The sequence below is a fragment of the Microvirga mediterraneensis genome, assembly GCF_013520865.1.
Classification (GTDB): Bacteria; Pseudomonadota; Alphaproteobacteria; order Rhizobiales; family Beijerinckiaceae; genus Microvirga; species Microvirga mediterraneensis.
The window spans coordinates 1,279,714-1,305,089 of record NZ_JACDXJ010000001.1; the positions used below are offsets into that span (position 1 = coordinate 1,279,714).

Consider the following 25,376-nt stretch of genomic DNA (forward strand, 5'->3'; position numbering starts at 1 on the left):
GGTTTGCAGGCGGCACGGGCTGCCCTGCCTGCTGGCCTGACGAGACGCACGCTGACACTGCAAGAGATATCAAAACCACGGACGGCAGGCGCATGAAAGGTCTCCAGGTTGGAACAGGACCGCGGTATGTCCGTTCGGTGGTGCCGCGGCCAGGAAAGAAGAGACATTTGGAAGCTCAGCCTGTCCCCGCAGCGGAGCCCGGGCCGCCGAACATCGACAGCATCCCGAAATGCTCGGCCAACAGATAGTAGAGGGTGACACTGTTCTTCGTCCGGTCGCCCTTCATCCTCTCGCCGACAGCCATGATCGACTTGTCGAGATCAGCATCGGGATCGGTCAGACCAAGCTTCTTTTTCAGGAAACTCTCCCGCACCCGGGTGACCTCCTCCCTGTCACTCAGCGAAACCAGGGACGAATCCCGCTTTTGCAACGAGATGCCGCAGTAGCGGACTATCCCATTGATCGCATTCCGATCCGCGTTTGGGGAGTATTTCTGAACGTCCAGGCCCCAGTCTTCAGTCATTATTCTATCCCGCACCTCTCAAGTGGACCTGTATGGTCCCATGACACCATCCTCGCATGCCCGATCAGGAACGCGGCAGGTCCGTCGTGTCGGGAAGGCGCCCGTCTGGGGTGACCTTGTCCACGGTTTCCGGCAGCATCGTCGTGAGCCGCGACAGGAGTTCCTCCCGCGACAGCCCGGTCTGCTGGGTGAGGGTCGCGAGCACCTCAGGACCGATGGCCTGTTCGAGCTGATCGGGAGCGATGGGCTTGTTCGGTCCGGTGCCGACCCAGGACTCGGCGACGTCGCCTTGACCCTGCTGCCTGAAGCTCTCCATCAACTCACCCAGGCCGCCGCCGAGCAGGCCTCCGAGCCCGCCGCTCCCCAGGCTTCCGAGAAGGCCGCCAAGGCCAGCCTGGCCCGGAGTTCCGGCACCGCCGCCCAGGTTGCCGAGGAGACCGCCCAGGCCACCCTGCTGATCATCCTGGTCCGGAATGCCATGGGCGCTCGAACCGGCTCCCCTCAGCATCTCGGCGATCTTGTCCCGGTTCTGGAAGCCTGCCACGGCCAGCAGGCCCAGCAGGGCCGTCATCGATGGAAATCCGCGGCTCATGTCGATGCTCCTTGGGTTGGTTGGCGCGGGAGGATCTTCAACAGGGTTCAGGCCACTCCCGCTTTCGAGCCCGAACCGCCCCAGATGGCACCATGCCTCACGTTGCCGGTCGGATCGGCGGACGGCCGCCTGTGGGTTCAATTCCCGTAACCTGGGCCGAGGGCTCCTCGCTGAGCCAGCGGTACAGGATGCCGCCGAGCACTCCACCGATCAGCGGCGCGACCCAGAACATCCAGAGTTGGGCCAGGGCCCAGCCGCCGACGAACAGCGCCGGACCGGTGCTGCGGGCGGGATTGACCGACGTGTTGGTGATCGGGATGCCGACAAGGTGAATCAGCGTCAGCCCGAGGCCGATGGCAATGGGGGCAAAGCCGACCGGTGCCTTGCCGTGGGTCGATCCCATGATGATGAACAGGAACATCATGGTGAGCACGATCTCGGCCAGTAGTCCCGAGAACAGGGTGTACTTGCCCGGCGAGTGATCGCCGTAGCCATTGGCGGCAAAGCCCTTGGCGAGGTCGAAGCCGGGTGCCCCGCTGGCGATGGCGTAGAGGACCGCGGCAGCAATCACCGCGCCGATGACCTGCGCCACCACGTAGGGAACGACGTCCTTCGCCGGGAAGCGCCCGCCTGCCGCGAGTCCGACCGTCACCGCCGGGTTGAGATGGCAGCCGGAAACATGACCGATGGCGTAGGCCATGGTGAGCACGCTCAGGCCGAAGGCAAGCGAGACGCCGAGCAGGCCGATGCCGACCTCCGGGAAGGCGGCGGCGATCACGGCGCTGCCGCAGCCGCCGAAGGTGAGCCAGAAGGTGCCGATCGCCTCGGCGACGCACTTGCGAAGGTCCATGCTTGTTCTCCCCTCAGAGGAATTCCGGAATGTCTTGCGCACGGTCGGCCCCTCATCTGCGGGACCGGCGCTCTCACGGGCCCCTCACCGGCTTGATGCCGGCACCGCCTGCGGCCTGACCCGTCGCGAGGAGGTCCCTGATCTCCGACAGCAGCTTCACGTCGGCCGGGATTTCCGGAGCCTGGGGCACGTCGGTCTTCGCGTCCTCCTGACGCTTCAGCTTGTTCATCCCCCGGATCACGAAGAACAGCACCCAGGCGACGAGCAGGAAGTTCAGGGCCACCGTGATGAACTGGCCGTAGCCGACCACCGCCCCCTGCTTCTTGGCGTCGGCGTAGGAGGCCCCGTCCTGCACGGCCGAGGACAGCGGCAGGTAGTAGTTCGAGAAGTCCAGACCGCCCGTGGCCGCTCCGATGATCGGCATGATGATGTCCTCGACCAGCGAGGTCACGATGGCGCCGAACGCCACGCCGATGATCACGCCGACCGCAAGGTCGACGACATTGCCCCGCAAGGCGAACTTCTTGAACTCCTCAAGCATAAGTCAGACTCCGTTGGTCGTGGTTCACGATCGGCTTCGGGATTTGGTTTCCGGCGGACGCGAAATGCCCTTTCGACGGTGTTCGCGTTGCGCCTCCTGCGTCGTTCGCGTGAGCGGCTCCCATCAGGAGCACCCCGAGGCAGGTGGCGATCAGCAGGACGAGAAGCGCGCGTGGGTCTAGTGTCATGAACGTGTCCTTGCCCTTCGCCTGTGGGGATCGGGGAACGTTCAGGCGTCTTCCCGTCGGGGTACCTTGCCCTTGGCCGAATGCGGCCTCGCCGGGCGGCGCGGGCGACGTGTCTTTCGGGCGGGCGGCGTCCCGTGTCCGGAGGATGGCCGTGGCCCGGTCCACGGCGTCATCGACGCGCTTGGCGAAGCCGTGAACGGGTACCCTCAGCACCTTCCCGGTCTTGGCTGGCATCGCGTCCCTCCTCTAGGGCGCCAGGGAATCTCCTGCGCCGCATGGATGCCCTAGTGCAGATTATGTACCCGTTGCCATGCGCGGGCTATGAGCGTCACTGCCCGCGCCAGCTCGGCCGCGTCGAGTTCGGCACATTCGCAACTGTCGACGACGGCGTGCCTGGCGTGGGAATAGAGATCGAGCCGCACCCCTGGGGGATCGGGAAGCCGATGCGTCTCCTGAATTCCGGTCAGCCACGCCTCCAGCATGCCGAACCGGAGAACGGTGAAGGTGCGGGAGCCGGCCGTCTCCGGCGACCAGGCGAGATGGATATAGGCCCGTATGATGCGCCGTTCGATCTCGTCAGGGCTCATGCCGGTCCTGGCAAGGCTCAAGGCCGTTCCTGTCATCCCAAGCATTGCGTGTCCTCAACCGTCGCGCCGCGATGGCCGCGCGTCCTACGCCCCGGCTTTCGGCTCCGGTCGCGGATGCGATGATCGCCTCGTCGATCCTTGCTCCTGCCGTCCGCCACACGGAAACGAGACGCCTCCAAACCCTCACCACGATACCTCGGCCTCATTCCCATGGGCGGGACGTCGCCTCCCGTCCCGAAGCGCCATCTCCATTCATAAAGGCGCATCAGGGCCGGGATTGGAATCAGGTCAGGACCGGAGGAGAAGGTCAGGATTACCCTACCATCCGGCTCACCCCAGCCTCTCGACGGTCAGGACAATGCTCAGGTTCAGCCGGGACCGGCCCTGTTCATCGCGGACTCTGACCCGAACCAACCGCGCGGATGACAGCCAGGCCTGTCCGAGCTCAATCGCCGTCTGCGTCGCCTGCCGCTCGGCAGCCTCCAGGCTGTCGGTCTCGAAGCCGTCTGGATCCGGGATGAGTTCCGGTCCCTTATGGATGTCGAAATAGAAGCGCGGCATGTCCGTCCCCACCCGGTTCATGACTCGGCGGGGAGACCTTGGGCCATGCAGACCCCGCCGAGCACCGCCACCCAGGGGAAACCGGCAGCACCTGGATTGGGATCGGGGCACGACCGGAGGAGCGGCTCGGGATTGCCCTGATGCCGGAAACGGCAGGGTCAGGGCTCGACCAGCTTGTTGCGGACGGCATAGAGGGCGAGCTCCACGCCCGATCGCAGGTTCAGCTTCTTCATCGCCGCGGTACGGTGGCTCTCGACGGTCTTGATGCTCACCTGCCAGCGCTCGGCGATGTCGCGGTTGTTCCGCCCCTCCGCCACGAGCTGGATCACCTCCCGCTCGCGCGAGGTCAGGGTCTGCGACGCCACCACCTTGTCGCTGGTCAGGAAGGTGTCGAGCAGGGTCTCGGACACCTTCGGCGAGAAGTAGGGTTGCTTGCGCAGCAGGGCGTGCACCGCCCTGACGACCTCGGCATCGTCCTCCGTCTTGAGCAGGTAGCCGCGGGCCCCGGCTCGCAGCACGTCGCGGATCACGTCCTCGTTGTTGTGCATGGTGTAGATCAGCACCTCGGTGCCCGGGCTGGCGAGGCGGATGTGGCGGGTGGCCTCAAGGCCGTTCATCCCTGGCAGGGAATAGTCGAGGATGGCCACGTCCGGCCGGTGCTGGGTCGCCAGATCGACCGCCACCTGCCCGTTCTCGGCAGTGGCACAGACCTGCCAATCCGGCTCGGCCTCCAGCAGGGCTTGCAAGCCGCGGCGAACGATGGCGTGGTCGTCGGCGACGAGGAGCTTTCTATTCATGGCACCCCTTTGGACTCCGGCAATCCTTATCCCCGATGCCGCTTCGGTCCTATCGGGTCTGGACCCGAACCATGGCTCGGGATTTCCCTGAGAGCAGCTTCAGGCTGAGTGTGCAATTCACCGGATCGAGCCGTCTCGGACCCGGAACGTCCGTCGACCTGTTCGTCAGGCATCATGACAGGGAACAGGAGGCGTACTATCGTGCCGCGACCCTCGCGACTCTCCAGCTCCACGTCCCCGGCACTCTGCTGGACGAAGCCCAGAACCTGACTGAGACCCAGGCCGTTGCCCTGGCCCTTGGTCGTGAAGAAGGGATCGAACGCGCGCTCCAGCACCGCCGGGGGCATTCCGATGCCCGTATCCGTCACCGTGATCTGAACCCACCGCCGGTCGGCGTTGTAGGCGCGACGTCCTCCCGGATCGGACGGGCGGTCGATGCCTGTCGTCTCCACGGTGATGGTGCCGCCGTCCGGCATGGCATCGCGGGCGTTCAGGACCAGGTTGAGCAGCGTCGCCTCGAGTTGAACAGGATCGAGCCGAGCGGCGTGACCCATGGCGGAGAGCCTGAGATCGAGGGCGATCCTGGGGCCCGCCGCCTGCCTCAGGATGGAAGCAAAGCCCTCGATCCGCCCGTCGATGACCGTGATCTCCGGCCGGAGTTCCTGCCGTCGCGCGAAGGCGAGCAGGCGTTCGATCATCGCCGTTGCGCCCTTGAGGGTTTGGTCGGCATCCTTGACCAGGGACAGTGCGTCCGGGCGGTCAGCCAGGGAGGGACGCAGGAGCCGGAACGTGGAATGCATGATCCGGATGGTGTTGCCGAGATCGTGCGCGATGCCGCCGGCGATCCGCCCCAGTCCTTCGAGCCGCTGCGCCCGGCTGAGCCGGGCCTGCTCCGCTTGCTCGCGCCGGCGGCTTTTCTGGACGAGGGCGATCAGGGCGCCCGTCAGGCCCAGCAGGATGGCCGCGGAGATGGACACCACGATCGCATGCTCCCGCCAGGGCCGGAGGACCGTCTGCCGCGCCAGCCCCACGTTGACGACGGCCGGCACGGTATCAAGGGCACGATACCCGATGACACGGGTCATGCCGTCGATCGGGCTGGCGCCCCAGAAGATGCCTTGAGGGCTTCGTGACAGGTGGGTGTTGAGCGGCTCCACGGCGGCGAAGGACTTGCCGATCGCCTCCTCCGACGCCGGGCTGCGGGCCAGGAGGGTACCGTTGCGCAGCAGGAGTGCGATGAAGCCGTCCTCCCCGACCGAGAGCCCGCCATAGAACCGCTCGAAGTAGCGCGGCTCGACGGCTGCGACGACAATCCCGCCGAAGCTGCCGTCGGGGCGGTTGATCCTGCGGCTGAAGCTGACGAACCAGACCCCCACCGATCGGCTGCGCAGCGGCTGCTCGACGTGCATGCCAAGGGCGGGATCCTGCTGGTGAGCCTTGAAGTAGGGCCGGTCGGCCAGGCTGACCCGCGGTGTCGAGGGATAATCGGTATCATGCGCGATGAACCCGTCCGGACCGATGACGTAGAGGGCGCGAACATACGGCAGGGCCTTGAGCCGCTCCTTTAGCGTCTCGCGGAAGCGGTCATCGTTCTCGGGCATGCTAGTGGCAGCCGTCAGAGCATCCCGAATGCCCAGGAGGGTAAAGTCGACTGCCTGAAAGGTCCGCTCCGTCTGCTCAGCCAGCACGTCAGCGAGGTTCCTGGCGTTCTCCTCGCCGCGACCCGCCGCCTCCTTGTAGCTTTGCAGAAGTTCCAGCGTTCCCAGCAGCAGGATGCCAAGTGCGAGAACCACGGCCGTAGCAAGCGGCAGCGCGAATCTCGTGGGCCTGGGCCTCATGCAATGGATCCCTCAAGGCAGGGCGGAAGTGAAGCAAAGGTTACTCTAGCAGGCCTGACGCAGCCAGCCATCAGGAACGCATCGGCCCTTTCGGGTGGGGCAGGTCTCCGAGGCTGCCTGGCGACGGCTCCATCGGGGACAAGCCGCTGAGGTCCCGTTCGTTGGGCGGTGTGCCGCCGGCGATCCCTCAGGGTGCCGCGGAGCCAACCGTCAACTCGAAGGAGACATGCGGAACGGGAATTCGCTTGGGCCAGGACTTGATGAAATGGGCGTCACGCTCAAGGATGCCAGAGGGACCGGGATCGGCACCGCAGTGCATCTCTGCCTCAGAGGTGCCGCTGGAACGCGGCACTGAGCGAGCCTGAGCGCCGAGCGTCCTCAAGAGCAATACCGCAGAGGGAAGCCTTCGCGCTCGCAGCGCCACTGCGGGTCCAAGGGTGCATATGCTGCCTCTGCTCGGTGACGAGGGCCTGTTCCGGCAGCATACGCTGGCTGGGGTGAAACCGCTGCGCTCCTAGCTTCGAAGGTCGTCGGGAACCTTGCCGCCGCTCGCCGCGAGCTTGGCCATGACCTGCTTGTGCAGCCAGATGTTCATGGAGGCGGAGTCGGAGGTGTCTCCGGTGTAGTTCAGCTCCTTGGCGAGTTCCTTGCGCGCATCGAGGCTGCTGTCGAGGTCGAGCAGCTTCATCAGGTCGACGATCGACTTGCGCCAGTCGAGTTTCTGACCCTTCTTCGCGGCGAGGCCGGTCAGCACGGCCTCGACGTCGACCTGGGACATCGGCGCGCTGCCCGATGCCGGCGTGCTCGCTGTCCCTTGCGTGGTCGAAGCGGTCGTTCCGGCAGGGGCTGCGCCAGCTCCCTGAGTGGGCTGTGCCGGGGCGGATGGCGCCTGAGGCGCTTCCTGCGCCGTCGCGGATCCGAAGATGGCGTCCTTGATCCTGCTGAAGATGCTCATCGTATCCTTCCGTTGAACTGCGTTCCCACAGGCTGCCCTGTGGCCAAGGAAGTAGAGCCGATCTCGGCCAGGGCAACGGCCGCCGTCCAGGCGCGGTTTCGACAGACCTTCCGATCAGCCAATGCTGCCGGACAGCGCAGGCGGACCCCGTCACCGCCGTGGCTGGCGATTGAGCCAGACCGTGGCCTGCATGCTCGTCCAGGCCGACAGGACCAGGAACTCGTACCACTGGCCGTCGGGCGCCAGGAGCCGTCGCACGTCATAGTCAGCGGATGCTTCCCTTGACGGGGTCGAAGCCCTGTCCGCCGGAGACATGGCAACGGCGTCCTTCGGCGCGGACAGGCGAATTCGCCTCTCGTCGATCGTGGTGTGGAGCATGCCGTCGCATGGGCCTCCCACGCATCGGTAGGTTCGCTCCCGCGTCGCCATCGCGAACCGCACTCACTCGGCCGGGGTGGCAGGCGCGATGCCGGTGACCTGCGCGGAGGGTTCCTCACTGAGCCAGCGGTAGAGGATGCCGCCCAAGGCCCCGCCGATCAGCGGCGCGATCCAGAACATCCAGAGTTGCGCCAGTGCCCATCCGCCGACGAACAGCGCCGGGCCGGTGCTGCGGGCCGGGTTCACGGAGGTGTTGGTGATCGGAATGCCGACGAGGTGGATCAGCGTCAGGCCCAGGCCGATGGCGATAGGGGCGAAGCCGACCGGCGCCTTGCCGTGTGTGGACCCCATGATGATGAACAGGAACATCATGGTCAGCACCACCTCGGCGACGAAGCCCGAGATCAGGCTGTACTGGCCCGGCGAGTGCGCGCCGTAGCCGTTGGCGGCAAAGCCCTTGGCAAGGTCGAACATGGGCGAGCCGACGGCGATGGCAAAGAGTGTCGCCGCGGCGATGACGGCGCCCACCACCTGCGAGGCCACGTAGGGTCCGATGCAGTTGGCCGGGAAGCGGCCGCCGGCCCAGAGACCCACCGTGACGGCGGGGTTGAGGTGGCACCCCGAGATGTGGCCGATGGCGTAGGCCATGGTCAGCACCGTCAGGCCGAAGGCGAGCGACACGCCGAGCAGGCCGATGCCGACGTCGGGGAATCCCGCCGCGATGACCGCGCTGCCGCAGCCGGCAAAGGTGAGCCAGAATGTGCCGATGGTCTCGGCGGCGCATTTGTGCATGGTGCTGCTGTGCATGGGCTCCTCCCGTGGGTCACGCAAACCAACTCGGGGACTGGAGCGACGTCGACAGAGGTGCCGATCAAAGCAGGCTCATCGCGAGCCTAGGTCCAACGCAGGAACGCTTCTTCGTTTGGACGCGAGGATACCTCGCCTCGGTTGCGGTCGTCGAGAAGGATTTCCGGCCGATGCCGCAGGCGGGTCGGGACGCCTCGCGCGCCGCCCCCTGACACACCTGCGGCGCCCACCGGCTCACAACGGGCTTGAGCTTGCTCACCGACGTTGAGATGATGGAAGCTGGTTCATGCCAGAGATGTGGTTTCCGATCATCGGCTTCATTAGAGCCAGAACCAGACCGAGACCGGTCGCGGCGGCTGGTTCGCTCGAAAGCTGCCCTATCGATTTTCCAGCCTTGAAGCTGAGGTGTACACTGGGCCAATCAACTTCTTGGGAATGGAGGCGGCGATGGCCCGCTTCACCGCAAAGGTTCTCGGACTGCTCGCGTGGCTGCCGGTGTTCCTTTGCGCTGCTCCTGTCCATGCGGACCCGTTCTTCGTCCGGGTCTATGGCAGGACGTACAAGATTGACCCTCGATATCCGACCAGCGAGCCCAAAGGTCCAAAGCCGCAGGAGGCCATGAAAGCCCTTCCTTCTGACCTCGCGAAAGGTCCTGGCTTCAAGCCGTCGCACGAGCAGGTGCTCGCTGAAGTCGAGGAACGGGTCTGGATCGCGCGCACCCAACTCGATGAAGCATCAGAGAAGACCACCCCCTCACGAGGCGCAGGGACGAACGCCACGGAGGTGACACGATCCCTTGCGGCCAGAGTAGAGCAGAGTCGTTCACCGGAGGTGCAGAAGCTCTCCGATCGCCACAGGGCTCTGAACCTCCTCGTGCAGGAGTTGCGCAGGTCTATGGATCTGCCGGTGAGGACACCAGAGGCTGGGTTCTCCCGGCCAAAGCTGTCACCTGAGATTGAGGCCGATTTCCGCAGCCTGAACTTTGATCCCCTGGAGGCCTACTACAGCTTCAGGCGCGTCAAGGCGGCTTTTCGATCCAACGACATCCAACTTCTCGCCAGGGTGATCCACTATCCTCTATTGGTGACGGGAAAGATTAGACGAAGCATTCGCAATCGTGATCAGCTCATGGCGGCGAAGGAAACTGTTCTGAACCCGCGCATTCGAGAGGTCGCTGCGAAATCCACCTTTGAGACAGTCTTCGTTCGGGACAAGGGGATGATGCTTGGCGAGGGAGAGGTCTGGATTACTCACGATAAGGCGGGCTTCGGTTTAGGAGCGATCAACGTGGAATAGCACTTAACGCACCTGCGCCTTGGTCCTGCTGGCAGCTTCCCCACCGCCGGAAAGGGCACAATGTGACGGGCGCGAAAGCCAGTCGTCGCACCTCATCTCAGTGTGAAAGGATGTACGAATGTTCGTGGCCCGGCAATCTAAGATCATCGCGTTCGTAGCCTTGGCGTCACTCGTGGAAATAGCCAACACGGCAGACGCAGCGCAGTGCGGCAGTACGGCGACTGGCTTTGAGGCTTGGAAGCAGCAGTTTGCCACTGAAGCAAGAGGAAGAGGCGCCAGCACCACGGCTATCGCAGCTCTCATGGGCGCTACCTATGCGACAGCGACCATCGCGGCTGATCGAGGCCAGAGGAGCTTCCGTCTGTCGCTTGATCAGTTTCTTGCAAAGCGGGGCGGCGTGATGATCACCGCTCGAGGGCGTGCACTCAAGCAGTCTCAGGCGGCGCTCTTTGCCTCTCTTGAACAGCGCTATGGCGTCCCGCCAGGGCCGCTCTTGGCGATCTGGGGCATGGAGACGGCATTCGGGACCCAACGTGGCAACCAGAACACTCTGTCGGCTGTGGCAACGCTCGCCTACGACTGTCGACGGTCAGCCTTCTTCACCGACCAGCTCTACGCCACCCTGACCCTGATCGACCGTGGCATTCTCTCGGCGGGCACGCGCGGCTCCATGCACGGCGAGATCGGCCAGACCCAGTTCCTGCCCAAGAGCATCCTGAACTACGGCACTGGCGGCGATCTCAACAATGCTGCTGACGCACTCGCCTCGACGGCCAATTTCCTCAAGGCCCATGGCTGGCGTGCCGGTGCGGGCTACCAGCCCGGGGAGCCCAATTTCCGTGCGATCCAAGCTTGGAATGCCGCTTCCGTCTACCAGCGCGCCATCGCACTGATTGGCCAAGAGATTGATGAGCGAGAGCGCCCGTCGGCCAGGCGCTAGCGGTTCTACGAGTGACCTTCGGCTGGCTGCGCATCCATGTGTCAGAACCAAGCACGATCAACCAATCACCCTATCTGAATTCCATGCCGGTGCCGAAGCCGATATAGATCCAGGCTCTGTGTCGTTGATTTCTTTGTAACCTCCGGGCTTCTGATCAGTCCCAACCTGAAGGGCAGCTTCGGGTCAGGCAAGGTCCTCAAGGGTGGCCGTGTGACGGTCCGCTCACCCTGCAACGGCGGCTTTCGCTCATGGCAGCACCTGACAGTAAGGGAGATCCGAGCAGTCATGGTAGCTTCTGCTACCCGCCTTTCGCAGCCATCATTGGCAGTCGTGCAATAACTCTGGCGCAACGAAGGCATTCTTTCCGCACGGTCGAGTACATGCTGCCTATTGCCAAGCTTAAGAACCGACACATTTCGTGATTGGTTCGCTTCCGTTCATCTCAGGTACGCTACAAGACATGCGATTCAGTGCTTTGAGCGACCAACCCACGAGGATGGATTCCGCTTTGACGTTCCGACCACGCTGCATGCGCCGGATCCACGGCTGAGTCGCGGGCCCGAGAGGACAGCATGGCACACTGGTGGCGACACACCCTCATCGCAATAGCAGGCCTTGCGGCTGCCTTCCCCCTGCGCATCCAGATCGATCTCGGCCACGGATCCAGCATGCCCCTCTTCGACGGATCAGCACTCGCCAAAGGCGGCGATGGTGGTGGCAATGGCGGGGGGAACGGAAACGGTGGTGGAAACGGGAATGGTGGCGGCAATGGAGGTGGCAGAGGCGACGGTGGCGGGAACGGCAACGGGAACGGCGGCAATGGTGGAGGCAACGCTGGCGGTGGGAACAGCGGTGGCTCGGCCGGAGGAGGCGCAGGAAACGGCAACGGCGGGGATAACGGCAAATCTGACGGTGGCGGGAACGGAAACAGTGGTGGCAAAGGCGGCGGCGGTGGCAATCAGGGGAATGCTGGCGGCAACGGCAACAACGGAGGTAAGGGCGGCAACGGAAACGCTGGTGGGAAGAGCAATGGTGCGGCCGGCGGTGGAGCAGGAAACGGGAAGGGCAATGGCGGCGGCAAAGGCAATTCCAACGCCGGCGGCATAGGCGGCGGGGCTGGCAGCGCCGGTGTGGGGAAGGGTAACAACAATGCCGCTGGCAACAGCGGCAAGGCCAGCCCTGGCAATAGTGGGAAAGTCAATTCCAGCAAGGCCGCGAGTGCAGGTGCAGGTCAACGCAGCAGCAAGGGCAGTTTGAAAGCCGGCACACCGGGTGCCGTGGCCGCATCGAGCGGCAAAAGCCAACGAGCTAATGACAAGGCCCAAGCGAGCAGCGGCAAGACTTCAACGAGCCGGAGCAAGGCTGCGGCATCTACCCCTCAGCCAGCCAGCCGAGCCAAAGCGGCCGCCCAGGTGCAGGCGGCGAAGCCTGCACCTGCGGTCACGGCTCAACCGACCCGTGCCGTGCCTGTCGTCGAAGAGATCGACCGCCGCCCCAAGCCGCGGCGATCCACGCGCTCCATTGTGGCCTCTGGCTTGTCTCCGGCGGACCTGGCCCGACTGACGGCGCAAGGGTTCAGGATCGAGACCCGGACCCAGGGTAGCATCGCGACCGAGGTGATCAGGCTTCAGGTCCCACGTGGCGTCTCGGTGGCGCAGGCCCGGCAGCGGGTCCGCCTCGTCGATGCGCGGGCCTCGGTCGACTTCGACCAGTTCTACTACCTTGATGAGAGCACCCCCGCCTGCATGGGCGCCGAGTGCCTGTCCAACTCACTTGTGGACTGGGCCTCTCTCGTGCAGTGGTCAGGGTCGAACGCTTCGCAATGCGGCCCCGCTCCCCTCATCGGGGTGATCGACACCGGCATCAACGTCGAGCATGACGCTCTGAAGGACCAAGCCATCCAGATCATGGCTCAGCCCGCCCGCCGCGCCACGCCCTCGTTGCAGGATCACGGCACAGCCATTGCGGCTCTCCTCGTCGGTCGGCCAGGAAGTCAAAACCCCGGGCTTCTGCCGGACGCGAAGCTCGTTGCCGTGGATGCCTTCTATCGCGACGGCGGCACGGCTGATCGCACGGACGTGACGTCCCTGGTCTCGGCGATCGAGGCCTTGGCCGAGCGCGGGGTGCGGGTGATCAACATGAGCTTGTCCGGCCCTGCGAACGAGGTCCTCCAGAAGGCTATTGCCGCGGCTCAGGCCAAGGGCATCGTGATCATCGCGGCGGCCGGCAACAATGGGGCCGGTGCCGAGCCATCCTATCCGGCCGCCTATCCGGACGTCTTCGCCGTCACGGCTGTTGATCATGAGCTGAAGGTGTACCGGCGCGCTACCCAGGGCTCCTATGTCGACCTGTCCGCCCCTGGGGTGAATGTCTGGACGGCCTCGGCCCAGGGGACCGGCTCTCTCAAGTCAGGCACATCCTATGCAGTTCCCTTCGTCTCGGCCGCCGCAGGGATGCTACTCGCCTCCAATCCGGCATTGGACGCCAAAGCCCTTCAGACCCGCCTGGAAGCGTACACCCGTGACCTTGGCAGGCCTGGGCGGGATCCCACGTTCGGGTTCGGCCTGATCCAGATGGCAGGCCTGTGTGAGCCGCCGGCAGACGCTCCGGCGATCGCAACGGTTTCTGATCAACCGAATGCGCTGGCTGGCAAGGGGCAGACCGTGGACATCCCCTGATCCGTGAGAAGCACCGAAGCAGAATAGGCTGGATTGGTGGCACACCGCCAGAGGACGCTAGACCGCAAAGCTTTCCCCAGCCACCAAGGTAATTCGGGCGTCCTCACTGAATAATCAACTATGTGCCTCGACCATCCCAGCGTCGTGGACCGCAGACCCACTGCAAAGTCACGGCTCGAGCAAGCAGGCGATGCCAGAGGCGCCAGAGGAGCTACAGGCAGCCGAGGACTAGGCCCGCTCGGCCCGACCCGGAGTGTGGAGGCGCGGACATAGAGTCCGCACTCTTATCCAGGTCCCGCTGCTTTGACGGCGGCTCATTTTCGCCGCGAATCGCCGATAGCACGATCAAGTAATGAGAGAAGTTCTTCCAAAGATAACCAATGCATCTGGGAGGAGACGGTATGCCTAAGTATTCCAATAATGCATACGACTCTTATAATCCCGCGCTGTTTGATGTCATCAGGGAAGTTCTTCACAGAATTGGCGACATCGACTCTCAGCATGATGCTGAACTCGGCAAGGTGGACGCCGCCTCAACCGACGGAGAGCTGAAGGGTTACATCAAGCAAAGGATTCGGGCAGCCCACCAGAAAAGGCGCCAGCCCTATGTTGATCTGCTGACCATCCTCCGGTCGAAGCAGCAGGGCTGACGAAATCGCTTCCGGTGCGATGTGGCTACGCTCTATGGGAAACCGTGTCCCAGGACGGGCCAGAAGCGCTCGGCCGGGCCGAGTGCCCCGCCCACTTCCTGGGCAAAGGCCGTCACAGCGCCGCGGAAGTCCTGGGTGAAGCGGAAGATCACCGGCACCTGACTGGCATAGCAGGCAATCGCCTCCAGCCGCTGCTCCAGCGTCTCGGCAATTGGCACCAGCACCGGCTTGCCTACCTTGCCCTCCAAGGCGGCCAAGCGGACGCGTTGGCCTTCAGGCGTATGGATGGCATACGGGCAGTCCTCGTAGGCATAGACCTCCACTCCTTGTGCAGCGAGGCAGCGGCCGGCCTCGAACACGAGCTGGTGGTCCACATGTGAGCCGATCCCTAACGGCACGAACACGCGGTTGCCCTCCCGCCACTCCGGCAGGTGGCGGATCTCCTCGGCCAGGTGAGAGGCCAGCTCTCGTTCCTCGGCAGGCAAAGGACCGAACAGCTCCTGGTCCGAGGTGTAGCGGTCGCGGTAGATCGCATCCGGCAGCCCGAGCCAGCGCACGCTGCATCCCAGCGCGTGCGCTGCGGCAGCGTCCTCAGCTCGCCTAGCCTCCAGCACTTGGTCAGGATCGGTGAGCTTCCAGCGCTCGTGTTTCCAGGCCGCGAACTCGCCGACCATCTGCGGCAGCAGCTCGCTGGCAAAAACCGTCACCATGTGCGGCTCGTGTCTGTTCCTTGCGAGCAAGGCCACCGTGCCGCCGCAGGAGAGCGGGACGTCATCGTAGTGCGGCTGGATGAAAAGGGCGGAGCCGGAGGTGAGTTTAGGCATAGAGCCGTTCTAGGGCACTACCTCGGAAGAGGCAAAGCTGACCTACATATGTGGAGCCATAGCCGAAGGAGAGCTTCGATGCGACTACGTGCCGAGGTAACCTAACCTCAAGGGCCTCTCATGGCCTGGTCTGATGGGCCGAGTTGATCGCGAGGCCCCGACACCGGCCGATCAGAGGACGCTTGAGCCCGTTCGTGCCGGCGTCGCCCCTTGGCTGTGAGGAATTACTTCAAACTTCGTTGGAGGCGGCAAGCTGTGCATCCCCTGGGTCAGGACCAAGCGGCCGAGTACCGCCGGCAGGCACAGGAGATCCGGCTGATCGCCCAGAGGATCTCGATCAACGAGGCTCGCGAGCAACTCCTTGAGTCGGCCGAACGCCTCGAACGGCTCGCCGAAGCGGAGGAGCGCAAAGACAATCCCAAGGGTTTCATGCCAGAGCTTAACTCACAGGAGCGATGACCGCGTTCCCCGCCAAGCCACAGCTCAGTGACGCTCCTGGCCCCGCAAACTGCCTCTCATCTCCTTGGTTCCCAAGACACGGCGGCAGGGAAGCGGTTCCTAACTCCACGATAGTGAACGTCGTTGCGGCACGATGATCCGGATCGTAGAATTAAGGGTGCCTGACGGGCGGGGTTGCTGCGATCATGGAGGATGCCATGGGACGCAAATTCATCGACTGCCGTGCCTTTCCGAGCGAGATGAACTGCTCGATCACCATCATCGCCGACACCGAAGCCGAACTGCTGGACGCGGCTGCTCAGCATGCGGTGGCCGTGCACGGGCACCAGGATACGCCCGAGCTGCGCGACCAGCTCCGGGGCGCCATCCATGACGGCATGCCGTCCGAGGCAGCGCCGTCCCGCGCCGCCTGACGGGCCTCGCGCCGCCGATCGCGTCACTACCACCTTCGGACAGGTTGCGTCGGGCTGCGCCTGATCCCACGTCGCGGCCAGAGCCGGCTGCCGTCGGAGGAAGACCGTGTCCATCGCACCTGGACAATCTTCTCGTTCGGCCATGGGGAGCATTCCCCACGTGTACCCGCCCGAGATCCAGCCCCTGCTGCAATCGATCCTCGCCGCCTTGGCCGACATCGATCTCGTGCATGAGAGCGAGGTCGCCATCATCAGGGACAGCGATGCGGACGAGTGACTCAAGCAGAGCGTGATCCGCCGGCTGGAGGAGCGCCACCGCGAGCGACGGGCGCAGCATGTCCGGCAGCTCGAGGCCGTGCAGGAGCGCATCCGGGCGCTCGCGGCCTGACTGAACCAGACGGCATCCGCAGAGGCCATCGCGGCGCAGGTCTCACCCGGTTCAAGCCGCCTGCTGTCCTGCCGATCCGAGCGGAATAGCAATGGTGCAGCACACGCCCTCACGCTCGTACCGGATGTCGAGCTGTCCGGCGAGTTCGCGGGTGATCGTCTGTCGCAGCAGGCGCGAGCCGAAGCCTGAGTTGGGTTCGGTTTCGAGCACAGGCCCACCCAATTCGCACCAGTCAATGGTCAGGATGGTATCTCGGCCCGTTTCATTGATCGTCCAGTCCACCTGCACCCGACCCGAGGGTGCTGACAGGGCGCCGTACTTGGCTGCATTCGTGGTGAGCTTATGGATAGCTGATCGAAACGCCGTTGAGCCTTCGGGCTTCTGTACGGGTGCGGGGCTGGTCACAAGCAATCTTTGCCTTCGTGCGGGCCCCAGGCCGCACCTGAGCGCACAAGTCGGTAGCAATCGATGCGAGCTTGCGCACCCGCGCGGAGCGCCAGCCTTTGCGCCCTGAAGCATAGTGGGATCCATTTGTGTCGGCGCTGGCGTGGCCCATGCGCACAGCGATCTCCTCGCGGCGGACCCCAGCGGCCGCGAGGTTGGCCCGGTATTGATGACGGCTTGTATAGAGGCAAATCCGATTGCGCTTACCCTTCCCGCGGACCTTGCGGAGCACGGCTTGCATGCGACGAAGCGCAAGCTCCGGACTCCCTGCCTTCTTGACTACCTGCCCTACCGTCTCAAGCAGATCAATCAGGAGGCGGATGTCTCCCTCATCGTAGTCGTCGAGGGGGACATCCCGAGTGGCGGCCAGTGCCCGACCGTTTTCGGGTGAAAATTTTGCACTCCGACAGCGCAGCACGTTTCCGATGATCTTAGCCTCTGGCCATTCTGACGGCCTCAGACCAAGGTAGCAGCCGTGCTTCAGGATTCCAGCGGCCGCCCGAGCTTCGTCGGATCCTTCGCTATACAAAGCATGGACGATGCTCTCTAGGCGTCTTTCAGGCAGGTGACGTGCTCGCCCCGCCGACGTGCGCCAGCGCCTCCTACCTTTCGAGCCTATCGCGGCCTCGTCAGGTCGCTCGATCCTGCGCAGCTTCGCCTCGAGTTCCTCGATCCGCTCTCTCGGGATCGAGCCCCCGTCCCACATGTCGCGCAGCTCCTGCAGGATGGCTGCGCGGTACTGGCGGAAGCTCGCGGGTTTCAGGTCGTGCGCACGAGCGACGACATCGTCGATGACGTCATCGATTGACACGGTTGGGCAACCCAGCTCTCGGCTCAGACGCCGGACCATGCCTGCATAGCGGATGCGATACTGGTCCTCAGTCTTCGACGAGCGGGCCTGCACCCTGCCGCCAGCATCCGGGCGGGACAGGCAATCAGGATAGGGAGAAGGTTTCAGCATTCTCAAGTCCTGGGCTACGTTACAGTCCCAAGAGACTACGCCTTTGCGATGAAAGTATCCCGCTCGGCTGGAATGGTGGCTCTGCCCCGCAAGGGAGCAGGTGAATCAGGAGGTTACACGGCTCAGCCGTCGGTGAGTCTGCGTGAAATTCGGCGCATCCGTCACCCGAAATCATCCTGCGCCAGGGGCCCTGAAAAGAGGATTCGGTGATGAAGTGCGCCTGATCTGAGGGCTCAGAGAGGTAGTCTGGTGGAGCCAAACTGATTTCCATTTCGCTCCCCGCTGCCAAGAGCAAGGATCTGGTCAGGCATATCGCTCGGGTATCAGACTGCCGACCCTATTCGCGAGGTCCACTGAAATTGGCGTGAGTTGCGGTGGACCTATTGTAACTCGGGGCGATGCGTTTGGCTTCGCCGAACTTACGTTCGTATTCGTCGGACTAGTGTTAGTGTTCACCGTTGGTGCGTTTGTATTGACCAGAAGCGCGTTTGGAATCACCGGAAAAGCGTTACATACGGTACATCTCGGGATCTAAAGTGGGTCATTCAGAATGGACTGAGCTTCTTCTCCCCCTCAAGAGGATCCTGTGAACTTTTCCGCGAAGTGCAGGCGCTACGCGAGCGCATGTAAGAACCTCTCTAATCCCCCCTTGCGAGCCAATTGGCAGGTGATCGGGGGAGGCGCATCTATTGGCGGTGAATATAGGCACAGATAATTCCATCAATGTTTATCGACAAAGTTATATTCGAGCAGATGCACCTCTACACAATGGCCAAATTACGCTAAGGCACTTTCGGACAACTTCTTGCCCCTTGCTTGTTTTGGCAGCTTTCTTTTACGTTCTGTAACAGTAATGAGCATTTCTTTGGCTCCCGATGAATTCCATTACAAACGCCTGTCTTCGGGGATCCCACGCAGCCGCCGCTCTAAAGCAGACCCAGATTGATCTCGGGGACTTTGGACGCGGGAAAAAGTTGTGATATCCGGCGGGTCTCCATTGCGGGTCGGCCGCTGCCGTCCTTCACTGGACCTTACCTGCCCCCTCATGGATCAGACTATTCCCCCATGGCCTCTTGGATGCCCCCTCACCAGCGCTGGTACTGGCAGGCCCTACTGGAGCGACCCTGCGGCGGCTGCACGGCGACGCCTTCCAAGGCTTCTTCTCCGACGTCATGTCCGAGCTGCACGGCGACGACTTCGTGCCGGTGGGCGCGTTCGGACGCCGCGGAGACAAGGGGTGCGACGGGTATCTCTTCCAGTCGGGACAGCTCTTCCAGTGCTACGACAAGCTGCACGATGCGGGGCTGGACGTCGACGGGATGGTCGGCAAGATGGAGAAGGACTACGGCAAGGCCGCCGCTGGCCTCTCCGTGATCATGAAGGAGTGGCACTTCGTCCACGACCTGTTCGACGGCTTTCCGGTGGAGGCCATCCTCAAGCTGAAGGAGCTCGAGGCCGCAAACAGCCAGCACAAATTCGGGTTCATCGGACCACAGGGGTTCGAGGACCGGGTGCTCCGGCTAGACGAGGAACACGTGGTCGCCCTGCTCGGCCCGGCGGCGACCGCCGCGGACACCCAGAACATGCGCATGGAGGAGGTCAGTGATCTGATCAAGGCGGTCATGGCGAGCGTCGACGCCGACCAGCCGGACACAGGCCCCATCACCGTTGTGCCCTACGACAAGCTTGAGACCAACAAGATCACCGGATGCTGGCATCACCTGCTGGTGGCCGGGTTCAGCAACGCCCCGCATGTCCGCCACTACATCGACCGTCACCCCGACCCGGAACTCGGAACGCACCTGGCCAGGGTGTTCAAGGCCCGCTACGAGAACCTGAAGCTGCAAGGACTGAAGCCGAACGCGATCCTTGCCTCGCTCTACGAAGGCATCACCGGCGTCGGAAGCGTGTCGCCGGAGCGCCAGGTCGCCGCACATGCCCTGCTCGCCTACCTGTTTGAGGCTTGCGACATCTTCGAGGATCATCCCTCCAAGGTGAACGCATGATTCTTCCCGGCAAACATCTCTCTCCCCACCGCGCCCTTATCGGCGTCGGCGCGGAGATCCTTGCCCAGTTGGACCGCCCCCGCGCGGTGTCCGACCTGTGGGATCGCGTGCGTGCGGCACGGGGTGGCCGCCAGGCCGCGGCACCCCTCTCCTTTGACTGGTTCGTGCTTGCCCTGACGTTCCTGTACACGATCTATGCGGTGGAGGACGCGGACGGACTGGTGCGGCCCGGGCAGGGTGCGCCATGATCGTCTCCATCAGCAGCAGCCTGCTGACATTCAAGACCGTGAGGTTCCACGGGGGCCTCAACGTCGTCCTGTCGACGAAAGCTCCGGGCTCCAACGACAGGCAGACCCGCAACAGCGCTGGCAAGACCAGCCTGATCGAGATCATCCACTTCCTGCTGGGAGGGAAGGCCGATCCCGACAGCCTCCCCCGCCACAAGGCTCTGGCCGCCCATACCTTCAACGGCCGGTTCGTCATCGGCGGTCGGGAGGTGGACGTCGCACGCAGCGGCGCCAAGGCGTCGCGGGTGTTCATCGACGAGGGCAGCGCGAAGCATTTCGGGCTGGCCACGAAGAAGGACAAGGAGACCGGCGCAGAGTTCGTGTCGAACGAGGCCTGGAAGGACTTCCTGGCCCACCGGTTCTTCGACTTCCCCGCGGTGGTGGAGGGCTCGCCCTTCGAGGAGAGCTACACCCCGTCGTTCCGCGCCCTGTTCGCGTACTTCGCGCGGCGCTACGGATCGGGCGCGTTCCTGCACCCGAAGAAGCAGGCCGAGGCGCAGCAGCGCTGGGACTGGCAAGTGAACCTTTCGTACCTGCTCGGGCTCGACTGGCGCATCCCCCGCGATCTGCACATGGTGCGGCAGCGGGAGGGCCAGCTGGAGGAGCTCAAGAGGGCGGCAAAGGGCGGAGCGCTCGGCCACCTAATCGGAACCGTGGCGGAGCTCCGCCCAGCCCTGGTCCTCGCCGAGGCCAGGGCGACCAAGCTGCGCGAGCAGCTCGGCCGGTTCCAGGTCCATGAGTCCTACCGGGAGATGATGGACCGGGCCGCCCGCGCCAAGACGGAGATGCAGGCTCTCACCCGCCGGGCCGTCTCGCTTCGCGAGACCCTTGCCCATCTTCAGGAGGCACTGAAGCGCGAGCGCCAGCCTGAACGGGATGACGTCAATCGTCTCTATCAGGCGGTCGGAATCGAGCTGCCCGAGAGTGCGAAGCGGCGGTTCGAGGATGTCGAGCGTTTTCATCAGTCTGTGGTGGAGAACCGCAGGCTGCGCCTCCAAGAGGAGATCGAGGGCATCGAACGTGAGCTCGCTACTGGCGAGATCAGGTCGGCGGATCTGGATGTCGAGCGCAGCGAGATCCTCCGGATGCTGGAGGGACGAGGTGCCCTGGAGGATTTTACCGCACTGCAGAAGCGGCTTGCCGACGCCGACGCGGAAGCCGCCTCCCTGCGCGAGCGGTTCAAGGCGGCAGAGGCCCTTGAGAGCGAGACCACACAGCTCGGCATTGACCGGAAGAGCATCAAGCGTCGGCTGCAGGAAGACCATCAGCTGCGACGGGACAGGCTGGACGAGGCGATCCTGCTGATCGGCGAAGCCATCGGTCATCTCTACGAGGAACGGCAGGGCAAGTTCGAGGTGGAGGCCACCGAGAACGGGCCGGAGTTCCGCATCTCGATCCAGGGTGACCGGGGCGGCGGGATCTCCAACATGGAGATCTTCTGCCTGGATCATGCCCTGTTCGCAATCTGGTCAGGTCGCAAGAAGGGGCCAGGCCTCCTCATCCACGACAGCCATCTCTTCGACGGAGTCGACGCACGCCAGGTCGCGAACGCGCTCGACCTCGGAGCTGTCACCGCCACGCGGTTCGGCGCCCAATACATAGTGGCTCTCAACTCGGACATCTTCGACAACCTGCCCCTGCCGGACACCATCGACCGCGACGCCATCGTGGTGCCGACCCGTCTCTGGGACGAGAGCGAGACGGGCGGCCTGTTCGGTTTCCAGTTCGACTGACGAGCACAAGCGCTTGGTCCGAATGAGGTTCGGTCATATTCCATATGCGGTGCCACGACAGCGCCATCGGCTTGAGGGTCACCGTTGTAGACGATGGTTTCAAATCTGACCTACTAACATCCAGCCCGAACGTTGCATCAAGGGCTAACCACCTTCTGGATCGGCGCTGGAGATCCGAATCCCATTGTATTCTACATCACCCCTTGAGCAGGTAGTCATCCTACTCGAAGCAGTCCACCATGCGGCGTTGATGAGGATGTAACGCGGCGTACACTGCACCATAGTAGCAGCCTATTGGCCTCCTCCAGCTTCGACTGGGGGCATTGACTACGATAATCGGCTGTATTCTGACATATTATGAGGTCATGGGGAGTTCAGCGCGTGTTCACGGTGCAAGTGTCAACCCCTGAAACACATAGAACGCAAAGTGCACTCACTTTGTCACCAGTATCGGCAGCCATCACGGATTGTTAGAAGCAGGGAGTGCGTATACGGGCTTTCTCCTGAACTACGAGTTATGTCTGCGAAACAAACAATTCGCGGACTGCCCTCCAGTTGAAATCCTATCCGACAAGATTTATACTACCAGCCGTACATATATGTATGAGGCCTCGTTATGCGGCTTACGCCGCGCCCTGGCACAGGAAGCCAATTGGTCGCGGCGCACCACAGAGGTAGGAGTGCTCGATGCTGCGGATCGTGAAGCCTGCCCTGTCTAGGAGCTTTTGAACGGGTGGGTCAGATTGCATCGCACGGCCAGCCTGCACCAGATCGGTTGAGTTGCTGCTGCCAAGTGACCACGCCAGCTTCGCATGACTTGCCGTGCTCCAGGAACAGGACGCGTCCACCCAGCCGCAGCACGCGCAAGACCTTAACCGGATCCTCCACCAAGCACGGAGTGTAGGTGGTGACCGCCGTGTCGACGGAGGCATCCGCCACAGACAGCGCCGTGACCGACACCTGTGATCTTCAGCGGGACCGGCGAGCGGCCCCGCTTCATTAAGTCCGCTCGGGATCGACACTGATCACGAGTGTGACGCGGAAGGATCGTACAGCGGCTGGTTCAGCCCCAGCCCAATCCCGATCTCAAGCACCATGCCAGAGACCCTCGGGCAACTTTCGGACGTTTATTGGCGCTTGCCTCCATTGAGCAGATACAGTTGACGAGCCGCGGATGGATAAAATGCGTATAGAAGCCGATGACGGAACTCTCCCGGGCTGCGACAGAGAATGGATACGCTGTTGGCCACATGCTTGCGAGATCGCGGTACGCCGTGACCCAGCACACGTTGCGCAGTCAGTTGTTTAGTTCCCAAGCATGGGCAGGCTGGGCAAGATGAACTCAAGCGGTCTTTGTCCATGAGGGTGGACGAAGGTACAAAGGGCTGGTACAAAGGCTATACATCACGGCAGCCAAAAAACCTTGTTCAGCAACGGTTTTCGCGAAGCCGGCGGAGAATCTCCCCCTCTCCGCCATTTAACTTCCTGAAATAGCAGCTTTTCACAGGGTTACCGGTCGGGGTATCGAACCTTCGAGCGATTATTGCCCTGCGCACAGGATCGAAGCCGTCCGCGTTGCGGCGGGTCTCAGATTTTGCGGATGTGCGATTGCGATCAGGATGGGTTGGCAACCGTGTCGATTCCCGCAGCCGCGGTCTTGCCGGAAGGCTCAGGAGGGAAGTGTTCCAGGCCTTCTCGTCATCGGACATGGGGTAGGGCCGCAGGACCGGCAGAGGGGCGGGTGTCCCGCCCTTAAACTCTTGAGTTGGCCTTCAGCGGGTCGGAACCGGCTTCTCGCCGCGATAATCGTAGAACCCGCGCTTGGTCTTCCGTCCGAGCCAGCCGGCTTCGACGTATTTCACTAGGAGCGGGCAGGGGCGGTACTTGGAATCGGCCAGGCCCTCGTGCAGCACCTGCATGATCGACAGGCAGGTATCCAGGCCGATGAAATCGGCCAGCTGCAGCGGGCCCATGGGATGGTTGGCGCCGAGCCGCATGGCCGTGTCGATGGCTTCGACCGAGCCCACGCCCTCGTAAAGGGTGTAGATCGCCTCGTTGATCATCGGCAGCAGGATGCGGTTGACGATGAAGGCTGGGAAATCCTCGGACACGGTCGAGGTCTTGCCGAGCTTCGCGATGAATTCCTTGGCGGATTCGTAAGTATGGTCCTCGGTGGCGATGCCGCGGATGAGCTCGACGAGCTGCATGACCGGGACCGGGTTCATGAAATGGATGCCGATGAACCGCTCCGGCCGGTCGGTCGCGGCCGCGAGGCGCGTGATCGAGATCGACGACGTGTTGGTGGCGAGCAGCGCGTCGGGGCGCAGCGAAGGGCTGAGATTGGTGAAGATCTTGCGCTTCACCTCCTCGTTCTCGGTCGCGGCCTCGATGACGATATCGCAGACCGCCAAGTCGTCGTAGGTGCGGGCCGGTTTGATCCGCTCGAGCGCGGCCTGCCGGTCGGCATCGGTGATGACGCCCTTTGAGACCTGGCGCGCCATGTTGCCGTTGATCGTGGCGAGCCCGGCATTGATCCGATCTTCCGAGAGATCGTTCAGCCGGACGTTCAACCCCGCGAGCGAGCAGACATGGGCGATGCCGCTGCCCATCTGTCCCGAGCCGACAACGCCAACCGTTTTGATCTCTATGCCCATCTGACCTTCTGCCTGCATCCAATCGCCACATGCGGGCCGGGCGGAGAGCCGCCCGGTCCGTCGCTATTCCTGACCTTATTGACCAGCTTTGGTCAACTCCTCCTTCAGCTCCGGGAGGATCTGGAAGAGGTCGCCGACGAGGCCGTAATCGGCCACCTGGAAGATCGGGGCCTCCTCGTCCTTGTTGATCGCCACGATCACTTTGGAATCCTTCATGCCGGCCAGATGCTGAATAGCCCCTGAAATACCCACCGCGATGTAGAGATCGGGCGCCACCACCTTGCCGGTCTGGCCCACCTGCCAGTCGTTGGGAGCATAACCCGCATCGACGGCCGCGCGCGAGGCGCCCATGGCCGCACCGAGCTTGTCGGCGATCGGTTCGATGTACTGCTTGAAGGCATCCGCCGAGCCGAGCGAGCGCCCGCCCGAGATGATGATCTTGGCCGAGGTCAGCTCGGGCCGGTCGGTCTGGGCGATCTCCTCGCCCTTGAACGACGACACGCCCGGATCGTCGGCAGAGCCGACAGCCTCAATTGAAGCAGAGCCGCCTTCGCCCGCAGCCTGGAAGGCGGCGGTCCGAACCGTGATGACCTTCTTGGCATCGGTCGCCTGCACGGTCTGGATGGCGTTGCCGGCATAGATCGGCCGCTCGAAGGTGTCGGGCGACACGACCTTGATGATGTCGGAGACCTGCATCACGTCGAGCAGGGCGGCGACGCGCGGCATCACGTTCTTGCCCTTGCTGGTGGCGGGCGCCACCAGGGCGTCGTAGGAACCGGCCAGCGACATGATGAGGGCTGCGGTCGGCTCGGCGAGCTGGTGCTCGTAAGCCGGAGCATCGGCGAGCAGCACCTTCTCCACACCTTCGAGCTTGGATGCAGCCTCGGCCGCCGCCTTGGCGTTCGAGCCGGCGACCAGAACATGCACCGGAGCCCCCAGGGCCTTGGCCGCCGAGAGCGCCTTGTGGGTGGCGTCCTTCAGGTGAGCGTTGTCGTGCTCGGCGATCAGAAGAGTGGTCATCGTTCTT

General features: G+C 63.5%; 28 protein-coding genes. 10 read left to right on the top strand and 18 right to left on the bottom strand.

The genetic code is table 11. The annotated features are described in order from the left end of the window. Window positions 1-175: 175 nt before the first annotated feature. From H0S73_RS06005 to aqpZ (H0S73_RS06060), 12 genes are all read right to left on the bottom strand, one after another. Window positions 176-523 carry a DUF2853 family protein gene (locus tag H0S73_RS06005; RefSeq protein ID WP_181051302.1) on the bottom strand — a complete coding sequence of 116 codons (348 nt, stop codon included), beginning with the start codon at window positions 521-523 and terminating at the stop codon, window positions 176-178. 64 nt (window positions 524-587) lie between these two features. Continuing rightward, on the bottom strand, window positions 588-1,115 hold the full coding sequence (locus H0S73_RS06010; protein ID WP_181051303.1) for a YidB family protein: 528 nt from the start codon (window positions 1,113-1,115) through the stop codon (window positions 588-590). 97 nt (window positions 1,116-1,212) lie between these two features. Then, complete coding sequence (gene aqpZ, locus H0S73_RS06015; protein ID WP_181051304.1) at window positions 1,213-1,965, bottom strand: aquaporin Z; 753 nt, start codon at window positions 1,963-1,965, stop codon at window positions 1,213-1,215. Window positions 1,966-2,038: 73 nt separating this feature from the next. Further along, window positions 2,039-2,506: a large conductance mechanosensitive channel protein MscL gene (gene mscL, locus H0S73_RS06020; RefSeq protein WP_181051305.1), complete on the bottom strand. Its 468-nt coding sequence runs from the start codon at window positions 2,504-2,506 to the stop codon at window positions 2,039-2,041. Then, window positions 2,499-2,927, bottom strand: a complete 429-nt coding sequence (locus H0S73_RS06025; protein ID WP_181051306.1) for a hypothetical protein — start codon at window positions 2,925-2,927, stop codon at window positions 2,499-2,501. Before H0S73_RS06025 ends, mscL begins: the two co-directional genes overlap by 8 nt. Before the next feature lie 50 nt (window positions 2,928-2,977). Next, window positions 2,978-3,325, bottom strand: coding sequence for a hypothetical protein (locus tag H0S73_RS06030; protein WP_181051307.1), 348 nt, complete (start codon window positions 3,323-3,325; stop codon window positions 2,978-2,980). Between the two features lie 285 nt (window positions 3,326-3,610). Beyond that, window positions 3,611-3,841 carry a DUF6894 family protein gene (locus tag H0S73_RS06035; RefSeq protein WP_181051308.1) on the bottom strand — a complete coding sequence of 77 codons (231 nt, stop codon included), beginning with the start codon at window positions 3,839-3,841 and terminating at the stop codon, window positions 3,611-3,613. 158 nt (window positions 3,842-3,999) lie between these two features. Beyond that, window positions 4,000-4,638: a response regulator gene (locus tag H0S73_RS06040; protein ID WP_181051309.1), complete on the bottom strand. Its 639-nt coding sequence runs from the start codon at window positions 4,636-4,638 to the stop codon at window positions 4,000-4,002. 26 nt (window positions 4,639-4,664) lie between these two features. Then, window positions 4,665-6,476 carry a hybrid sensor histidine kinase/response regulator gene (locus tag H0S73_RS06045; protein WP_181051310.1) on the bottom strand — a complete coding sequence of 604 codons (1,812 nt, stop codon included), beginning with the start codon at window positions 6,474-6,476 and terminating at the stop codon, window positions 4,665-4,667. Window positions 6,477-6,990: 514 nt separating this feature from the next. Beyond that, entirely contained in the window at window positions 6,991-7,431 is a 441-nt protein-coding gene (locus tag H0S73_RS06050; RefSeq protein ID WP_181051311.1) for a DUF3597 domain-containing protein, read from the bottom strand. Between the two features lie 150 nt (window positions 7,432-7,581). Then, entirely contained in the window at window positions 7,582-7,809 is a 228-nt protein-coding gene (locus H0S73_RS06055; protein WP_181051312.1) for a hypothetical protein, read from the bottom strand. 63 nt (window positions 7,810-7,872) lie between these two features. Continuing rightward, window positions 7,873-8,616: an aquaporin Z gene (gene aqpZ, locus H0S73_RS06060; protein WP_246388750.1), complete on the bottom strand. Its 744-nt coding sequence runs from the start codon at window positions 8,614-8,616 to the stop codon at window positions 7,873-7,875. A 447-nt stretch (window positions 8,617-9,063) separates the two neighbouring features. Here aqpZ (H0S73_RS06060) and H0S73_RS06065 point away from each other — a divergent pair, with 447 nt between their 5' ends. Further along, window positions 9,064-9,912, top strand: coding sequence for a hypothetical protein (locus tag H0S73_RS06065; protein WP_181051313.1), 849 nt, complete (start codon window positions 9,064-9,066; stop codon window positions 9,910-9,912). Between the two features lie 118 nt (window positions 9,913-10,030). After that, on the top strand, window positions 10,031-10,852 hold the full coding sequence (locus H0S73_RS06070; RefSeq protein ID WP_181051314.1) for a lytic murein transglycosylase: 822 nt from the start codon (window positions 10,031-10,033) through the stop codon (window positions 10,850-10,852). 686 nt (window positions 10,853-11,538) lie between these two features. On the opposite strand, the gene H0S73_RS06075 is transcribed toward H0S73_RS06070, so the two are convergent. Beyond that, window positions 11,539-12,177 carry a hypothetical protein gene (locus H0S73_RS06075; RefSeq protein ID WP_181051315.1) on the bottom strand — a complete coding sequence of 213 codons (639 nt, stop codon included), beginning with the start codon at window positions 12,175-12,177 and terminating at the stop codon, window positions 11,539-11,541. Window positions 12,178-12,315: 138 nt separating this feature from the next. Between H0S73_RS06075 and H0S73_RS06080 the strand changes: the two genes are divergently transcribed. Together H0S73_RS06080 and H0S73_RS06085 are read left to right on the top strand one after the other, a co-directional pair. Then, window positions 12,316-13,530: a S8 family serine peptidase gene (locus H0S73_RS06080; RefSeq protein WP_181051316.1), complete on the top strand. Its 1,215-nt coding sequence runs from the start codon at window positions 12,316-12,318 to the stop codon at window positions 13,528-13,530. Between the two features lie 401 nt (window positions 13,531-13,931). Next, window positions 13,932-14,180, top strand: a complete 249-nt coding sequence (locus H0S73_RS06085) for a hypothetical protein (protein WP_181051317.1) — start codon at window positions 13,932-13,934, stop codon at window positions 14,178-14,180. A gap of 32 nt (window positions 14,181-14,212) precedes the next feature. Here H0S73_RS06085 and H0S73_RS06090 read toward each other — a convergent pair whose 3' ends face one another. Beyond that, entirely contained in the window at window positions 14,213-15,004 is a 792-nt protein-coding gene (locus tag H0S73_RS06090) for a PIG-L deacetylase family protein (protein WP_181051318.1), read from the bottom strand. 255 nt (window positions 15,005-15,259) lie between these two features. Here H0S73_RS06090 and H0S73_RS06095 point away from each other — a divergent pair, with 255 nt between their 5' ends. The 3 genes from H0S73_RS06095 (at window position 15,260) to H0S73_RS06105 (ending at window position 16,153) form a co-directional block, all read left to right on the top strand. Further along, the gene (locus tag H0S73_RS06095; protein ID WP_181051319.1) at window positions 15,260-15,463 is read left to right on the top strand and encodes a hypothetical protein; all 204 of its coding nucleotides are present in this window, start codon (window positions 15,260-15,262) and stop codon (window positions 15,461-15,463) included. A gap of 197 nt (window positions 15,464-15,660) precedes the next feature. Continuing rightward, entirely contained in the window at window positions 15,661-15,876 is a 216-nt protein-coding gene (locus H0S73_RS06100; RefSeq protein WP_181051320.1) for a DUF1059 domain-containing protein, read from the top strand. Between the two features lie 106 nt (window positions 15,877-15,982). Beyond that, window positions 15,983-16,153 (top strand): hypothetical protein, encoded by a 171-nt coding sequence (locus tag H0S73_RS06105; protein WP_181051321.1) that lies wholly within the window; start codon window positions 15,983-15,985, stop codon window positions 16,151-16,153. 162 nt (window positions 16,154-16,315) lie between these two features. Here H0S73_RS06105 and H0S73_RS06110 read toward each other — a convergent pair whose 3' ends face one another. Together H0S73_RS06110 and H0S73_RS06115 are read right to left on the bottom strand one after the other, a co-directional pair. After that, window positions 16,316-16,474 carry a hypothetical protein gene (locus H0S73_RS06110; protein ID WP_181051322.1) on the bottom strand — a complete coding sequence of 53 codons (159 nt, stop codon included), beginning with the start codon at window positions 16,472-16,474 and terminating at the stop codon, window positions 16,316-16,318. A gap of 130 nt (window positions 16,475-16,604) precedes the next feature. Beyond that, window positions 16,605-17,669: a site-specific integrase gene (locus tag H0S73_RS06115; RefSeq protein WP_181051323.1), complete on the bottom strand. Its 1,065-nt coding sequence runs from the start codon at window positions 17,667-17,669 to the stop codon at window positions 16,605-16,607. A gap of 1,073 nt (window positions 17,670-18,742) precedes the next feature. Between H0S73_RS06115 and H0S73_RS06120 the strand changes: the two genes are divergently transcribed. Genes H0S73_RS06120 through H0S73_RS06130 form a run of 3 tightly spaced genes read left to right on the top strand, consistent with a single transcriptional unit; the run spans window position 18,743 to window position 21,695 of the window. Continuing rightward, window positions 18,743-19,675, top strand: coding sequence for an ABC-three component system protein (locus H0S73_RS06120; protein ID WP_181051324.1), 933 nt, complete (start codon window positions 18,743-18,745; stop codon window positions 19,673-19,675). Next, on the top strand, window positions 19,672-19,923 hold the full coding sequence (locus H0S73_RS06125) for an ABC-three component system middle component 6 (RefSeq protein ID WP_181051325.1): 252 nt from the start codon (window positions 19,672-19,674) through the stop codon (window positions 19,921-19,923). Before H0S73_RS06120 ends, H0S73_RS06125 begins: the two co-directional genes overlap by 4 nt. After that, a complete protein-coding gene (locus H0S73_RS06130) occupies window positions 19,920-21,695 on the top strand; it encodes an ABC-three component system protein (RefSeq protein WP_181051326.1) in 1,776 nt (591 codons plus the stop codon). The genes H0S73_RS06125 and H0S73_RS06130 overlap by 4 nt, the downstream gene beginning before the upstream one ends. Before the next feature lie 1,772 nt (window positions 21,696-23,467). Here the strand turns inward: H0S73_RS06130 and H0S73_RS06135 are convergent. Continuing rightward, window positions 23,468-24,349, bottom strand: a complete 882-nt coding sequence (locus tag H0S73_RS06135; RefSeq protein ID WP_009763296.1) for a 3-hydroxybutyryl-CoA dehydrogenase — start codon at window positions 24,347-24,349, stop codon at window positions 23,468-23,470. A 75-nt stretch (window positions 24,350-24,424) separates the two neighbouring features. Further along, on the bottom strand, window positions 24,425-25,369 hold the full coding sequence (locus H0S73_RS06140; RefSeq protein ID WP_181051327.1) for an electron transfer flavoprotein subunit alpha/FixB family protein: 945 nt from the start codon (window positions 25,367-25,369) through the stop codon (window positions 24,425-24,427). Between the last annotated feature and the right edge of the window lie 7 nt (window positions 25,370-25,376).

Bases quoted from the DNA above. Each gene is read 5' to 3' on its own strand.
- H0S73_RS06130 (WP_181051326.1), top strand. From the start codon at position 19,920: ATGATCGTCTCCATCAGCAGCAGCCTGCTGACATTCAAGACCGTGAGG.
- H0S73_RS06040 (WP_181051309.1), bottom strand. From the start codon at position 4,638: ATGAATAGAAAGCTCCTCGTCGCCGACGACCACGCCATCGTTCGCCGC.
- H0S73_RS06070 (WP_181051314.1), top strand. From the start codon at position 10,031: ATGTTCGTGGCCCGGCAATCTAAGATCATCGCGTTCGTAGCCTTGGCG.
- H0S73_RS06100 (WP_181051320.1), top strand. From the start codon at position 15,661: ATGGGACGCAAATTCATCGACTGCCGTGCCTTTCCGAGCGAGATGAAC.
- H0S73_RS06115 (WP_181051323.1), bottom strand. From the start codon at position 17,669: ATGCTGAAACCTTCTCCCTATCCTGATTGCCTGTCCCGCCCGGATGCT.
- H0S73_RS06005 (WP_181051302.1), bottom strand. From the start codon at position 523: ATGACTGAAGACTGGGGCCTGGACGTTCAGAAATACTCCCCAAACGCG.
- H0S73_RS06050 (WP_181051311.1), bottom strand. From the start codon at position 7,431: ATGAGCATCTTCAGCAGGATCAAGGACGCCATCTTCGGATCCGCGACG.
- H0S73_RS06025 (WP_181051306.1), bottom strand. From the start codon at position 2,927: ATGCCAGCCAAGACCGGGAAGGTGCTGAGGGTACCCGTTCACGGCTTC.
- H0S73_RS06125 (WP_181051325.1), top strand. From the start codon at position 19,672: ATGATTCTTCCCGGCAAACATCTCTCTCCCCACCGCGCCCTTATCGGC.
- H0S73_RS06085 (WP_181051317.1), top strand. From the start codon at position 13,932: ATGCCTAAGTATTCCAATAATGCATACGACTCTTATAATCCCGCGCTG.
- H0S73_RS06035 (WP_181051308.1), bottom strand. From the start codon at position 3,841: ATGCCGCGCTTCTATTTCGACATCCATAAGGGACCGGAACTCATCCCG.
- H0S73_RS06140 (WP_181051327.1), bottom strand. From the start codon at position 25,369: ATGACCACTCTTCTGATCGCCGAGCACGACAACGCTCACCTGAAGGAC.
- aqpZ (WP_246388750.1), bottom strand. From the start codon at position 8,616: ATGCACAGCAGCACCATGCACAAATGCGCCGCCGAGACCATCGGCACA.
- H0S73_RS06090 (WP_181051318.1), bottom strand. From the start codon at position 15,004: ATGCCTAAACTCACCTCCGGCTCCGCCCTTTTCATCCAGCCGCACTAC.
- mscL (WP_181051305.1), bottom strand. From the start codon at position 2,506: ATGCTTGAGGAGTTCAAGAAGTTCGCCTTGCGGGGCAATGTCGTCGAC.
- H0S73_RS06045 (WP_181051310.1), bottom strand. From the start codon at position 6,476: ATGAGGCCCAGGCCCACGAGATTCGCGCTGCCGCTTGCTACGGCCGTG.
- H0S73_RS06010 (WP_181051303.1), bottom strand. From the start codon at position 1,115: ATGAGCCGCGGATTTCCATCGATGACGGCCCTGCTGGGCCTGCTGGCC.
- H0S73_RS06030 (WP_181051307.1), bottom strand. From the start codon at position 3,325: ATGCTTGGGATGACAGGAACGGCCTTGAGCCTTGCCAGGACCGGCATG.
- aqpZ (WP_181051304.1), bottom strand. From the start codon at position 1,965: ATGGACCTTCGCAAGTGCGTCGCCGAGGCGATCGGCACCTTCTGGCTC.
- H0S73_RS06055 (WP_181051312.1), bottom strand. From the start codon at position 7,809: ATGCTCCACACCACGATCGACGAGAGGCGAATTCGCCTGTCCGCGCCG.
- H0S73_RS06065 (WP_181051313.1), top strand. From the start codon at position 9,064: ATGGCCCGCTTCACCGCAAAGGTTCTCGGACTGCTCGCGTGGCTGCCG.
- H0S73_RS06135 (WP_009763296.1), bottom strand. From the start codon at position 24,349: ATGGGCATAGAGATCAAAACGGTTGGCGTTGTCGGCTCGGGACAGATG.